12 protein-coding genes are annotated in these 13,166 nt (G+C 72.8%); 9 read left to right on the top strand and 3 right to left on the bottom strand.

The features are described 5' to 3' along the window. Positions 1-4 precede the first annotated feature (4 nt). From C1J00_RS25440 to C1J00_RS25415, 6 genes are all read left to right on the top strand, one after another. Positions 5-2,080: a phage holin family protein gene (locus C1J00_RS25440; protein WP_102911375.1), complete on the top strand. Its 2,076-nt coding sequence runs from the start codon at positions 5-7 to the stop codon at positions 2,078-2,080. A 164-nt stretch (positions 2,081-2,244) separates the two neighbouring features. Then, complete coding sequence (locus C1J00_RS25435; RefSeq protein ID WP_102911374.1) at positions 2,245-2,673, top strand: OsmC family peroxiredoxin; 429 nt, start codon at positions 2,245-2,247, stop codon at positions 2,671-2,673. A gap of 122 nt (positions 2,674-2,795) precedes the next feature. Continuing rightward, positions 2,796-4,181, top strand: a complete 1,386-nt coding sequence (locus tag C1J00_RS25430; protein WP_102911373.1) for a hypothetical protein — start codon at positions 2,796-2,798, stop codon at positions 4,179-4,181. Continuing rightward, on the top strand, positions 4,178-4,918 hold the full coding sequence (locus C1J00_RS25425; protein ID WP_102911372.1) for a glycerophosphodiester phosphodiesterase family protein: 741 nt from the start codon (positions 4,178-4,180) through the stop codon (positions 4,916-4,918). The genes C1J00_RS25430 and C1J00_RS25425 overlap by 4 nt, the downstream gene beginning before the upstream one ends. Positions 4,919-4,985: 67 nt before the next feature. Next, positions 4,986-6,851, top strand: coding sequence for a molecular chaperone DnaK (gene dnaK, locus C1J00_RS25420; protein ID WP_102911371.1), 1,866 nt, complete (start codon positions 4,986-4,988; stop codon positions 6,849-6,851). Positions 6,852-7,031: 180 nt separating this feature from the next. Further along, on the top strand, positions 7,032-9,101 hold the full coding sequence (locus C1J00_RS25415) for a laminin G domain-containing protein (RefSeq protein ID WP_180989688.1): 2,070 nt from the start codon (positions 7,032-7,034) through the stop codon (positions 9,099-9,101). Positions 9,102-9,132: 31 nt separating this feature from the next. Here C1J00_RS25415 and C1J00_RS25410 read toward each other — a convergent pair whose 3' ends face one another. Continuing rightward, complete coding sequence (locus C1J00_RS25410) at positions 9,133-9,600, bottom strand: nitrate reductase molybdenum cofactor assembly chaperone (RefSeq protein ID WP_102911370.1); 468 nt, start codon at positions 9,598-9,600, stop codon at positions 9,133-9,135. A gap of 132 nt (positions 9,601-9,732) precedes the next feature. Next, positions 9,733-10,596: a Sco1979 family transcriptional regulator gene (locus C1J00_RS25405; RefSeq protein ID WP_102911369.1), complete on the bottom strand. Its 864-nt coding sequence runs from the start codon at positions 10,594-10,596 to the stop codon at positions 9,733-9,735. A gap of 239 nt (positions 10,597-10,835) precedes the next feature. On the opposite strand from C1J00_RS25405, the gene C1J00_RS25400 reads away from it, so the two are divergent. Beyond that, a complete protein-coding gene (locus C1J00_RS25400; protein ID WP_102911368.1) occupies positions 10,836-11,261 on the top strand; it encodes a hypothetical protein in 426 nt (141 codons plus the stop codon). Here the strand turns inward: C1J00_RS25400 and C1J00_RS25395 are convergent. Further along, the gene (locus C1J00_RS25395) at positions 11,243-12,049 is read right to left on the bottom strand and encodes a helix-turn-helix domain-containing protein (RefSeq protein ID WP_102911367.1); all 807 of its coding nucleotides are present in this window, start codon (positions 12,047-12,049) and stop codon (positions 11,243-11,245) included. The two genes, C1J00_RS25400 and C1J00_RS25395, sit on opposite strands and share 19 nt — an antisense overlap. Positions 12,050-12,166: 117 nt before the next feature. Between C1J00_RS25395 and C1J00_RS25390 the strand changes: the two genes are divergently transcribed. Both C1J00_RS25390 and C1J00_RS25385 read left to right on the top strand, forming a co-directional pair. Continuing rightward, positions 12,167-12,472 carry a 4a-hydroxytetrahydrobiopterin dehydratase gene (locus tag C1J00_RS25390; RefSeq protein WP_102911366.1) on the top strand — a complete coding sequence of 102 codons (306 nt, stop codon included), beginning with the start codon at positions 12,167-12,169 and terminating at the stop codon, positions 12,470-12,472. A gap of 4 nt (positions 12,473-12,476) precedes the next feature. Then, a partial coding sequence (locus tag C1J00_RS25385) for a class I SAM-dependent methyltransferase (RefSeq protein ID WP_102911365.1) occupies positions 12,477-13,166 on the top strand: 690 nt, incomplete at its 3' end.

The raw sequence follows: 13,166 nt of genomic DNA, 5'->3' as shown, positions 1-13,166 counted from the left end.
GGGCGTGCGGGGCGTGCGGTGGCGGCGGGCCGCCAGTCAGGTGGGGAGGAGCGCCGCCGTGTGGGCGGTCTCCACCGCCACCATGCTCGTGCTCGCCGGAATCCTCCCGGACTTCCGGCTCCGCTCGGAGAACGGCGACAGCGCGACCGACATCGCCGTCACGGCGGCCTTCGGCGCAGGCGCCTTCGGCCTGCTGTCCGCCCTGGTGTGGCCGTTGCTCGTCCGGCTCCTGCTCCTCGTCCCGGCGCTCGTGCTGGGGCTGCTGGTGTTCTTCCTGAACGGGGCGCTGCTGCTGGTCGCCCTGCGCCTCAACCCGGCCGAGCGCGGCGCCGCCGCCCCGGAGACCGCCGTCGTGGTCGCCGCCGTGATGTCGGCCGTGGCGTCGGCGACCGGAGCCGCCCTGGCCGTGCGGGACGACGACGCCTACCGCCGCAGGCTGTACCGGCTCTCCGACCGCCGCCGCCGGTCCGGACCACCCTGCCCGCAGAGCCCCGGCACCGTCTTCCTGCAACTGGACGGCGTCGGCCACGACACCCTGCTGGACGCGGTCGGCAAGGGCCTGATGCCCACCGTCGCCCGCTGGCTCGACATAGGCGACGGCGGCCGCCCCACCCACCGCCTCACTCCCTGGCGCACCGACTGGTCCAGCCAGACCGGCGCCAGCCAGCTCGGCATCCTGCACGGCAGCAACCACGACGTCCCCGCCTTCCGCTGGTACGAGAAGGACACCCGCGAAGTGGTCGTCTGCAACCGCCCGACCAGCGCCGCCGAACTCCAGCGCCGTGCCGTCGAGTACGCCGGGCACGGCGGGCTGCTCACCGTCGACGGCGCCAGCCGCGGCAACCTGTTCAGCGGCGGCGCCGAGCAGCAGGCCCTCGTGCTGTCCATCGCCGCCCGCCGCCGCAGCAGGGAGAACCGCTCCCGGGACGGCTACTTCGCCTACTTCTCCGACCCGGCCAACGCCGTGCGCACCGCGCTCTCCTTCATCGCGGAGGTGGGCCGGGAGATCGGCCAGTCCACCCGGGCGAGCCTGCACAGACAACGCCCGCGCGTCTCCCGCGGCGGCCTCTATCCCCTGGTCCGCGCCTTCGCGACCGTCGTCGAGCGGGACGTCGTCGTCGCCGCCGTGACGGGCGACATGCTCGCCGGCCGCACCGCCGTCTACGCCGACCTGGTCGCCTACGACGAGGTCGCCCACCACTCCGGCCCCGCGAGCCGCGACGCGCAGCTGGTCCTGGAGCGCCTCGACCGCTCGCTCGCCCTGATCGCGAACGTCGCCGAGCACGCCCCGCGGCCCTACCGGATCGTCGTGCTCTCCGACCACGGCCAGAGCCCCGGCGAGACCTTCCGCTCCCGCTACGGCCTCACCCTCGGCGACCTGGTGCGGGCCGGGTGCGGCCTGCCCGTGCCGCGCAAGGCGGAGCGCACCCGCAGCGGGGCGGAGGCCCGCGCCGCCGTCCGCGCCGCGCTGCGCATCCCCGTGGAGGAGGCAGGCGAGCAGCACCGCCCCGGGCGCCGCGAGGAGCCGATCGTGCTCGCCTCCGGCAACCTCGGCCTGATCTCCTTCCCGGACGTCACACACCGGATGAGCAAGGAGGAGATCGACGCCCGCCATCCCGCGCTGCTGCCGACCCTCGCCAACCACCCCGGCATCGGCTTCCTGCTGGTCCGCAGCGACGAACACGGCGGTGTCGTCCTCGGCGCGTACGGCGCCGAGATCCCGCTGGCCGACCTCGACGACAACCCGGGCCCGCTCGCCCCGTTCGGTCCGGGCGCCGCCGACGCGGTGCGCCGTACGCACTCCTTCCCGCACACCGCCGACATCATGGTCAACTCCCTCCACGACCCGGCCGACGGCGAAGTCCTCGCCTTCGAGGAGCAGATCGGCTCCCACGGCGGCCTCGGCGGCGCCCAGGGCAGACCCTTCCTGCTGTCCCCGCTCGGCGTCTCCGCACCGGCCGGAGAGGGCGAGGAACTCGTGGGAGCCGAGCAGGTGCACCGGGTGCTGCGGCGCTGGCTGCGCGAGTCGGACGGGCCGCAGGTGCCGCTGGAGGCAGCGGAGGAGGAGCGCGCAGCCTGACCTCCGGCCGCGTCCACGGGCCGTGTGATCCCGCGGGCAGGCGGCTGCCGTTCACCGCCGGAGGGGAGGTCTTTCGCGTGAGTCGAGCCGTAGTGTGATCGGATGGGGGGCACGGGGCCCGGAGACGGGCCCACAGGCGAGTCCGTACGCGAAAGGAAGAACTCGTGGCTACCACGCGCTCCGCACACACCGTCTGGGAAGGCAACCTGCTCGAGGGCAACGGTGTCGTCACCTTCGACTCCTCCGGCGCCATCGGCGAGCAGCCGGTCACGTGGGCGTCGCGCGCCGAGGAGGCGAACGGCAAGACCAGCCCCGAGGAGCTGATCGCGGCCGCCCACTCCAGCTGCTTCTCCATGGCCTTCTCCAACATCCTCAACAAGGCCGGGACGCCGCCCACCAAGCTCATCACCTCGGCCGACGTCTCCTTCCAGCCCGGCGAGGGCATCACCGGCATCCACCTCACCGTCGAGGGCACGGTCCCCGGCATCGACGAGGCGGCCTTCCAGGCCGCCGCCGACGAGGCCAAGGTCGGCTGCCCGGTGAGCCAGGCCCTCAAGGCCACGCCCATCACGCTGACCGCCAAGCTCGCCTGACCTGCGTCACCCCCGCCGCGCGGGCCCGCCCGGCAAGGGCGGCCCGCGCGTCGTCGTCGGTTCACCACCCCCGGCCGGGGTAGGAAACAGACGCCTCGAACCGCCGGGCCGGAAGGAACGCGATGCAGCCGGGAACGTCCACGAACGCGACGGTGCTCGACTCCGCCACGCGTGAGCGGACCCGCGTCCTGCTGCTGTTCAGCCTCTCCGGACGGCTCCGCCCCCGCGACACCGCCCTCGGCGCCCTGGTCGACCGCTACGACTACGGCCGCTTCGCCCCCCACCTGATGACCAGCCAGGACGTGCTGCCCCTCCCGGTCCTCGACGAGCGGGTCGCGCCCCGGCGGCTGCGGCTGCCACACGGCGACCACGGTCTCGGCCTCGCATCCTTGCGGATCCTCGTCGTCACCACCCCGCGCGGCGACGCCGCCCTCGTCGTGGACTGCGCCTTCGCGGGCGAGACAACCGCCGGCGACCTCGCCGTCTGGCTGGCCTCCACCTGCTTCGACCGGGAGCGGATCGAGCTCGACGACCGCCCGATCCTGCAGACGCTGGCCGCACAGCTCGGCGGCCGGCCGCTCGCCCTCGGCCAGAACGTGCACCAACTCGTCTTCCCCGGCGGCCGGTTACAGCGCGAACTGCTCAGCGCCGACGAGGCCCGCAAGGCGATCCTGCTCAACGAGATCGTCTACCGCGGCCGGATGCCGTGGAACCCCGCCACCCCCTACGACGCGAGCCTCGCGCCCCACGTCAGGAACCACGGCCTCACCCTCTCCGCCCTCGGCCGGGGCGTCTCCGTCCAGACCGGCTGGGCCCCGCACGTGGAGAACGGCCTGGCCCTCGTCGCCGTCGGCATGATCTCCGCCCTGTCCGTGCTCCAGCGCACCCGGCTGGCGGCCTTCGCCATGATGAAGGCCAACGAGCAGGCCCTGACCGACTCGCCCACCGAGATCCGCTCCCTGATCTCCCGCCTCTCCGCCGGTGTCAACGAACTCCAGCTCGACCTGGCCTTCGGCGTCGAGGCCTACGTCGACAGCCTGCTGATCCCCGAGATGGTCACGGAGGCGTTCCAGTCCTCGCTGGGTGACGCCCTCGGCATCCGCGACAGCCTGGAGAACTCGGCCCGTATGGTCGAGCGCCTGACCTCGGTGATCAGCACCCGTTCCGCCGCCCTGGACGCCGAACTCGCCGAACGCGACGACCGCCGCGACCGCACGGTCTCCGGCCTGGTGGCCGCGGCCACTCTCATCGCGCTCCCGCCGACCCTGCTGCTGGCCTTCTTCGGTGTGAACGGCACGAACGTCGACGACCAGCGCTCCATCCTCGACCTGCGCGCCTACGGCACCGCCTACGCGCTGGCCTGGCTGCCCTTCGTCGTCCTGGTCGTGATCGGCTGGGTCCTGCTCAGACGGGTCAGCACCCGCTCCGGCTCGCTGCTGCCCGCGCCCGACGACGCCTTCGCCCCCGTCCCACCGCCCCGCTCGCCCTCCGGGAACCGACGACCATGACGCCACACCCCGCCGTCTCCGCCCACCGCGGCGGCTCCGAGCGCGCCGGCCCCGCCACCTGGGAGGCGTACGAGGACGCGATCGAGTCCGGCGCGGAGTACGTCGAGTTCGACATCCGCCGCACCCGGGACGGGGTCCTCGCCGTCTACCACGACCCCCGGGTCGGCCCCGCCGGGCCGCCGCTGTCCGCGCTCACCCACGCCGAGCTGTGCGAGCGTGCCGGATACGCCGTACCCGTGGTGGACGAGGTCATGGCGCTGATCGCCGGGAAACTCGTGGCCCACCTCGACCTCAAGGAGGTCGGCTACGAGCGGGAGGTGATCGACCGGGCGGTCGCACTGCTCGGCACGGACGGGCTCGTCGTGACGACGCTGGAGGACCGTTCCGTCGCCGCCGTGACCCACGCGTTCCCCGCGGTGCGCACCGCCCTGTCCCTCGGGCGCGACCGCAGGGAGCTGGCCCTGGCCCGGCTGCCCGGGACGCGGCTCAGCGAGCTGTTCCCGGCCCGCCGCATCCGGGCCTGCGGAGCGCACGGCGTCGCCGTCCACCAGCGGCTGGCCAGGACCAACGTGCTGCGCGAGGCAACCCGGCACGGCCTGTTCACCATGGTCTGGACCGTCAACGACGACACCCTGATGCGGGCCTTCCTCGCCCACCCGCGCGTCGATGTGCTCGTCACCGACCGGCCCCGGCGCGCGGTGGCCCTGCGCGGACCGCTCACCCCATCGCGGCATTGACAACAGCGCACTCAAGTTTTGTGCTGGATGGTGGGACGTGTCGTCGCCCTGGCGGAAGGGGACAGCGATGGGACGAGCGGTCGGGATCGACCTCGGAACCACGAACTCGGTGGTCGCCGTGCTGGAAGGCGGCGAGTCCACCGTCATCGCCAACGCGGAGGGGGCCAGAACCACACCCTCCGTCGTGGCGTTCGCCAAGAACGGCGAGGTGCTGGTCGGAGAAGTGGCCAAACGGCAGGCCGTGACGAACGTGGACCGCACCGCCCGCTCGGTCAAGCGGTACATGGGCGACGCGCACTGGCGCTTCCCCGCCGAGGGCGATGTGGACGGCACCCGCTACCGGGCGCAGGAACTGTCCGCGCGAGTGCTGCAGAAGCTGAAGCGGGACGCGGAGTCCTACCTCGGTGAGGACGTCACCGACGCGGTGATCACCGTCCCCGCCTACTTCGACGACACCCAGCGGCAGGCCACCAAGGAGGCCGGTGAGATCGCGGGCCTGAAGGTCCTGCGGATCATCAACGAGCCGACGGCCGCGGCGCTCGCCTACGGCCTGGACAAGGAGAACGACCAGACGGTGCTCGTCTTCGACCTCGGCGGCGGCACCTTCGACGTGTCACTGCTGGAGATGGGCGACGGCGTCATCGAGGTGAAGGCCACCAACGGCGACACCCACCTCGGCGGCGACGACTGGGACCAGCGGATCGTCGAGTACCTGATCAAGCGCTTCAAGGGCCAGAACGGTGTCGACCTCGCGGGCGACAAGATGGCGGTACAGCGGCTTCGCGAGGGCGCCGAGCGGGCCAAGATCGAGCTTTCCAGCTCCACCGAGACGACCATCAACCTGCCCTACATCACGGCCTCCGCCGCAGGGCCGCTGCATCTCGACGAGAAGCTGACCCGGGCCCAGTTCCAGGAGCTCACCGCCGATCTGCTGGACCGCTGCAAGACCCCCTTCCACCAGGCCGTCCAGGATGCCGGGGTGCAGCTCTCGGCGGTCGACCACGTGATCCTCGTCGGCGGCTCGACCCGGATGCCCGCGGTGACCGACCTGGTGAAGGAACTCACCGGCAAGGATCCGCACAAGGGCGTCAACCCCGACGAGGTCGTGGCCGTCGGCGCCGCGCTCCAAGCGGGCGTCATCCGCGGTGACGTCAAGGACGTCCTGCTGCTCGACGTCACCCCGCTGTCCCTGGGCATCGAGACCAAGGGCGGCATCATGACGAAGCTCATCGAGCGCAACACGACCATTCCGACGCGGCGTTCGGAGATCTTCACGACGGCGGCCGACAACCAGCCCTCCGTCGGCATCCAGGTCTACCAGGGCGAACGGGAGATCGCCGCGTACAACAAGAAGCTCGGCGTCTTCGACCTCACCGGTCTGCCGCCGGCCCCGCGCGGCGTCCCGCAGATCGAGGTCGCCTTCGACATCGACGCCAACGGCATCATGCACGTCTCCGCCAAGGACCTGGCGACCGGCCGCGAGCAGAAGATGACCGTCACCGGCGGCTCGGCCCTGCCCAAGGACGACATCGACCGGATGATGCGCGAGGCCGACCAGTACGCCGAGGAGGACAGCAAACGCCGCGAGGCCGCCGAGACCCGCAACCAGGCCGAGCAACTCGTCTACCAGACCGAGAACTTCCTGCGCGAGAACGGCGACCGCGTCCCGGCCGACACGAAGTCCGAGGTCGAGTCGGCCGTCGCCGAGGTGAAGGAGGGACTGGCACAGCAGGCGGACACCACCGCCCTGCGCGCCGCCGTCGAGAAACTCGCCTCCGTCAGCCAGAAGATGGGCCAGGCGATGTACGCCCAGCCCCAGCAGGCCCCCACGGAGGAGCCCCCCACCGCACCGCAGGACGAGGAGGCAGTGGTGGACGCGGAGATCGTGGACGACGAGAGGAACGGACGGGACGAGAAGGGCGGCGCCGCCTAGCCCAACTCCCCGCGAGGGACGGGGAAAACCCTTACTGCGACGTCAGTGCCCCCTGTTAACCTCCAGCAGCCCGTGTGACCGGCGGGCCGAGGGAAGTTCACAGGGGAGGGACAGTTGGACGCACTGAAGAGATCCGGCGGACACAGACTGCTGGCGGTGGGGTGTGCGGTGGCGGCCGTGATGACGACCGGCACCGGCGTGGCACAGGCCGCGGACAACCTGCCGCCGAAGCAGCCGCTCGTCCAAGACCTGCAGACGGGGTACAAGGCGTGCGCGACGGGGGACGAGAGGGCGTACGTCTCCGAGCCGCCAGTCCTGAGCGCGGTCCTGTACGACCCGGAGGAGGACAACCACCCCGCCGAGGCCAACCTGGTCAAGGGCGAGTTCGAGGCGTGGTGGACGGACGCCGACGGGGTGGAACAGCGCCTCACGCACACGAGGTCCGCGACGCTCTCGGGCAGTCCGCAGCGGTGGCACATGCCGGAGGGCTCCGTCCCGCCGAACACCGTCATCTCCTGGCGGGTCCGCGCGAACGACGGCAAGGCGACCTCCCCCTGGAGCTCCGAGGGTGACGGCTCCGCCTGCGAGTTCGTCTACGACGACGAGAACCCGGAGGAGGCGACGATCTCCTCGCCCGAGTACCCGGCGAACCTGTTCTGGGTGGACGGAGTGGGCGTCTACGGCCACTTCACCATGGACTCGCCTTCCGACGATGTCGTGTCCTACACCTACGGCTTCATCGGCGGCCCCTACGGAACCGTCCGCCCCGAGTGGCCCGGCGGGCCGGCGACCATCCCCTTCCTGCCCCTCGACTCGGGCCCCGAGAGCCTGACCGTCCGGGCCATCGACCGTGCCGGACGCAGCAGCGGCCAGTCGTCGTACGACTTCTACGTGAAGTCCGGCCGCCCGCCCGTGGCCCACTGGCCCCTGGCCGACGCGAAGGGAGCCACGTCCGCCGACGCCGAGGCGGGCACCGACGCGATCGCCGGCTCCGGCGTCACCTTCGGAGCCCCGGCCCCCGCGCGCACGAAGCTCACCGCGTCGGCGACCCTGGACGGCAGCAGCCACGGCTACCTCACCCCGGGCGCCCCGGCCGTCGCCGACCCCCGCAAGAGCTTCGCGGTCAGCGCCTGGGCACGCCCGGCCGAGACCGACCGGAACATGACCGTCGCCGGCCAGGACGCGGGGGAGTCGGCCGCGTTCACCCTCGGCCTGAGCGCCCGGGGCGAGGCTCCGGACTGGTCGTTCACCGTCGGCGGCGCGACGGTGTCGGGCGGCGCTCCGGAGACCGGCGAATGGGCTCACCTGCTGGGCGTGTACGACGCCGAGACGGGCAAGGCGCAGCTGTACGTCAACGGCCATGAGGCCGGCACCAGGGCCGAGGCCAAGCCCGCCGCCACCGCCGGAGCCTTCCAGATCGGCCGGGTCCGCGACGGAAACGGCTACCACGACCGCTGGCACGGCGGACTGGGCGGCGTCAGGGTCCACGACCGGGTGGTCGTGCCCGACGAGGTGTCGGAACTGGCGTACCGCAATCCGTCGTCGCGCGGCCACTGGTCACTGGAGACGGCCCGGGACGGCGCCAGCCCCGAGCGGAACGGCGGCGCGCCCCTGAAACTGGCGCCCGGTGCGACGATCCACCGCGGCCCGGACGGCTCGTGTCTCCCGGAGCTCGACCCGGACTGCCCCGCGGTGTCCTACGCGCTCGTCGGCGACGGGCATCTGTCCCTGGACGGCAGGTCCGGCCACGCGGTGGCGGAGGGGCCTGTCGTCGATACCTCGGACAGTTTCACCATCGGCGTGGTCGCACGCCTGGCGGACGCGGAGCCCGAGGGCCCCATGACGGTGCTGTCGCTGCCCGGTGAGCACACCGACGCCTTCAGGGTGCGCTACCAGCCCGCGCAGCACGCCTGGCAGCTGGTGATGCCGCACAAGGACGAGCGGGGTGCTCCCGAAACGGTGGTGGCCCAGACGGAGATGGCGGACGGCGGCGAGGGCGTCGGCCACCGGCTCGCCGTCGTCTACGACGACGCCACCGACCAGATCAAGCTCTACCTCGACGGCAGGGCCGGCACGGACGCGACCGCGGATCTCCCGAACGGCTGGCGAGGCTCCGGCCCGCTTCAGATCGGCCGGGGCCGGAGCGGTGACGCGTGGGGCGAATACCTGCACGGTGACGTGGACGAGGTGCAGGCGTTCGCGGGTGCCTTCGCCGAGGACGACATCTGGCGGCTGGGCACGGGCACGTAGCCGTGCCCGTGCCGACCTGGTCGGCGGGCTCCTAGAGCGCGGTGTGCGCGGGCGGCAGCGTCGCGCACACCGCGTCCAGGACCGTCGCGTACGGCGTGCCGAAGTCGGTGAGGCCGCACCGGAGCTGGTCCAGACCGTCGCGGTGGTCCACCAGCAGCTCCGTGGTGCCTGTGCGGGCCGCGAACTCCAGAACCGCGGGCAGGAAGTCCGGCGGCTCCTCACCGGTGGTCTCCAGGCCGTGCGCGCGGTAGAGCTCCTCGGAGGGCGCCGGGGCGGCCTCGCGCCAGGCGCTCAGATACAGGCTGTGCTCCTGCCCCGCCTCGAACACCTCGACGTAGTGCGCGGCCAGCTCCATCGGCGGGGTGACGGCCGCGTGGTCGGCGAACTCCCGCAGCTGCGGGGCGGCTTCGCGCAGCAGCGGCAGCCGGGCGCGGAAGTCGTCGTCGGGGTACATCAGGCACAACGCGGCCGCCTGGTACAGCACCTCGAATCCGGGCATCGGACCTCCTTCGCGTGCGCCGGCCTGCCTGCCCGCCATCCCGACGCTAGGGCCGGGCCGGGGAGCGCACCCGCCGACGGCGCCCGTACGGGTCAGAACCCGTGCCATGACGTCAGGGCGGGAGCGAGGGGCTCAGTACCGCTCCCGGTACTCCCGCAGCAGCTCGTCCGTACGCTGCGCCGAGCCCGCCCCGGCCGTCATGTGGTCCAGCACCTCCAGATGCGCCGAGACCTCCTTGCGGGAATCCAGGTACAGCGCTCCGGTCAGATACTCGGTGAAGACCATGTCGGGCAGTTCCGGCTCGGCGAAGCGGAACAGCGAGAACGGCGCGTACGTCCCCGGATGAGGGCCGTCCGCGAACTCGGCGATCTGGAGCGTGACCCGGTCGCGCGCGGCGTACTCCAGCAGCTTGTCCAGCTGGTCGCGCATCACCCGGCCGTCGACGCTCACCGGGCGGCGCAGCACCGTCTCGTCCATGATCACCCACAGGTGCGGGGGATCGGGGCGGTCCAGGAGCCGCTGCCGCTCCATCCGCAGCGACACATGCCGCTCCACGGCCTCCGGCCCGGCGTTCGCGATGGTCCCGGCCCGCAGCACGGCCCGCGCGTACCCCTCGGTCTGCAGCAGCCCCGGCACGAAGTGCGGCTCGTACGACCGGATGATCCGCGCGGCGCCCTCCAGGCTCACGTACAGGCTGAACCACTCCGGCAGCACGTCGTGGAACCGCTGCCACCAGCCCGGCCGGTTCGCCTCCTCGGCGAGGTCGACGAACGCGGTCACCTCGTCCTCGGCCACGCCGTAGGCCGTCAGCAGGATCTGCGCGTACGGGATCTTCAGCGCGACGTCGGCGGTCTCCATGCGCCGGACGGTCGCCGGGGCGACCCGCAGCACCTTGGCGGCCTCGTCGCGACTGAGGCCCGCGGCCTCGCGCAGCTCCTGCAGCCGCTTGCCCAGGACCACCTGGCCCACCGTGGGTGCGGCCCGCCGTTCACTCACGCCACGCCTCCCCACGTGCCCAAGCCTGTGATCAGTCTGTCACGCCCGGGCGGCCGCATCACAGGGCTCGCACCGAGGAGATCGCCGGAAGCGGAAGCGAGGCGGGGCATTACCCCGCGGGTAATCGACCGGACGCAGCCGGCCCGGGATCGTGAACGCACCGGGTCCCGGGCCGGCGCACTCCGGCCCGGGACCCGGCCCAAGCCGCCGCACCACAACCCCACGGAAGGTGATTCCCCATGTCCGCGATCCAGCTCGCCGCACTCGCCCGGACCGTGGAACCGCAGTCGATGCTGCGCCGCTTCCTCGCCCTGGACGCCGTCGTCACCGGCACCAACGCGCTCGCCTACCTGGCGTTCTCCGGCCCGCTCGGGAGGTTCCTCGGGGTCGACGCCACGCTGCTGCTCGCCCTCGGCGCGTTCCTCGCCCTCTACTCGGCGGGCGTGGCGCTGCTGGCCGCCCGCAGGCGGCCCCCGGCGCCCGGCGTGTGGGCCGTCGCCGAGGCCAACCTCGCCTGGGCGGCGGTGAGCCTCGCGGCCCTGGCGCTGTGGCTCACGCCGAGCACACCGGGCGCCGTGTGGACGGTGCTCCAGGCCCTGGTCGTGGCCGGATTCGCCGTCCTCCAGCAGCTGGCTCTGAGGGCCCGTCAGGGCAGCGAGGCCTGAAGGTACTTGGCCGTCGCCGGGTCGGCCGGGAGCAGCGTCTCGATGGCCAGCTCGGCGACCGTCACGTCCATCGGCGTGTTGAACGTGGAGATCGAGGAGACGAACGACAGCGTCCGACCCTCGTGCTCGATGCGCAGCGGCAGCGCGAAGTACGGCACCGGCTCCGACGGCTCGTCCGCCGGAGCCGCGTCGGGCACCGGATACGCCGCCACCTCCTCGTACAGCGCCCGCAGCGGCTCCGAGCGGTGCAGCGCGATCTGCCGCTCCATCTGCTCCAGCAGATGCCCACGCCAGGCGCGCAGATTGCGGATGCGGGGCGCGAGGCCCTGCGGGTGCAGGGCCAGCCGCATCGCGTTCAGCGGCGGTTCGAGCAGCGCCTCGCCGACCCCGTCGACCAGCGTCATCACCCCCCGGTTGGCCGCCACCACGTTGTACAGGGCGTCCACCACCAGCGCCGGATACGGCTCGTAGCCGCCGATCAGCCGCTCGATGCCCTCCCGCAGCGCGCCCAGCGCCGGGTCGTCCAGCGGTGTCTCCGGGTAGCGGGGCGCGTAACCGGCCGCCAGCAGCAGCGCGTTGCGCTCCCGCACGGGGACGTCCAGGTGCTCGGCCAGCCGCAGCACCATCTCCTCGCTGGGCCGGGAGCGGCCGGTCTCGACGAAGCTGATGTGCCGGGCCGAGGAGTCCGCGCGCAGGGCCAGCTCCAGCTGGCTGATCCGCCGCTGCTCCCGCCAGGCCCGCAGCAGCGGGCCCGCGCCCTTCTCGGCGGTGGACGGGTGAGTGGTCATGCCCGGACCGTAGTCGAGAACCGGTCGTGCCGGACAGGCACACCCCGGTGACCAGGGCCCCGGCCGCCCCGCTGTGGCAGGCTGGGAGGACCAGCAGCCAGGGAAGGAGCGCGGCCCATGCCCGTCGAACCGCTGTCGCAGAAGGAGGTCGAGGACCGGCTGGCCGAGCTGCCGGGCTGGTCGCTCGACAGGGACCACCTCATCCGCGCCTACCGGCTCGGCTCTCACTTCGCGGCGACGGCGATGGTCGTGCACATCGCCCAGGTCCAGGAAGAGCTGAACCACCACTCCGACCTCACGCTCGGCTACAACACCGTCTCCCTGGCCGTGCACACGCACAGCGCGGGCGGCGCCGTGACCGAGAAGGACTTCGAGCTCGCCCGCAGGGTGGAGGACCTGGCCCCCGGGCACGGGGCACACTGACGAGGTGCTCGACTACGACAAGGAAGCGGAGCGGTACGACGCCTCACGCGGCGGTGAGCCCCGGGCGGCGGCCGCCGCGGAAGCGGTGCTGAGCCTCGTACCGCCGGACTCGCGCCGTCTGCTCGACGTCGCCTGCGGCACCGGCATCGTGACCCGCCGGCTCGCGGCCGCCCGCGACGGCCTGCGGGTGACCGGCGTCGACCTCTCCCCGGCGATGGCCCGGCAGGCCTCCACCCGGCTCCCCGGTGCCGTCGTACGCGCCGACAGCCGCCGGCTGCCCTTCCGGGACGGGCAGTTCGACGCCGTGTGCAGCGTGTGGCTGCTGCACCTGGCCGCCGGGCCCGCCGAGGTGCGGGCCATTGTCGGCGAATGCGCCCGGGTGCTGCGGCCCGGCGGGATCTACGTCACCACGGTCGACAAGGCCGCCTCCCACAACGTGGGCAGTGACATCGATGTCGTCCTGTCCTCCCGGCCGCCCGGCCCGGTCCGGGACGCGGCGGCGGACGTCGAGTCCTGCGCCGCGGCACACGGCCTGGCCTCGGCCGGGCAGGCCCGCTTCACCGGTCTCGGCCAGGGCCGCAGCCCTCGTCGCACGATCGCCGACCTGCGCCGGGGCTGGTTCGTCACCCTGCCCCCGGGTGACCCGCTCGCCGACGGCTTCGCCACCCGCCTCGCCCACCTCCCCGACCAGGAC

This window comes from Streptomyces cahuitamycinicus, from assembly GCF_002891435.1.
Classification (GTDB): Bacteria; Actinomycetota; Actinomycetes; order Streptomycetales; family Streptomycetaceae; genus Streptomyces; species Streptomyces cahuitamycinicus.
This window is presented reverse-complemented; position numbering and strand designations above follow the sequence as displayed.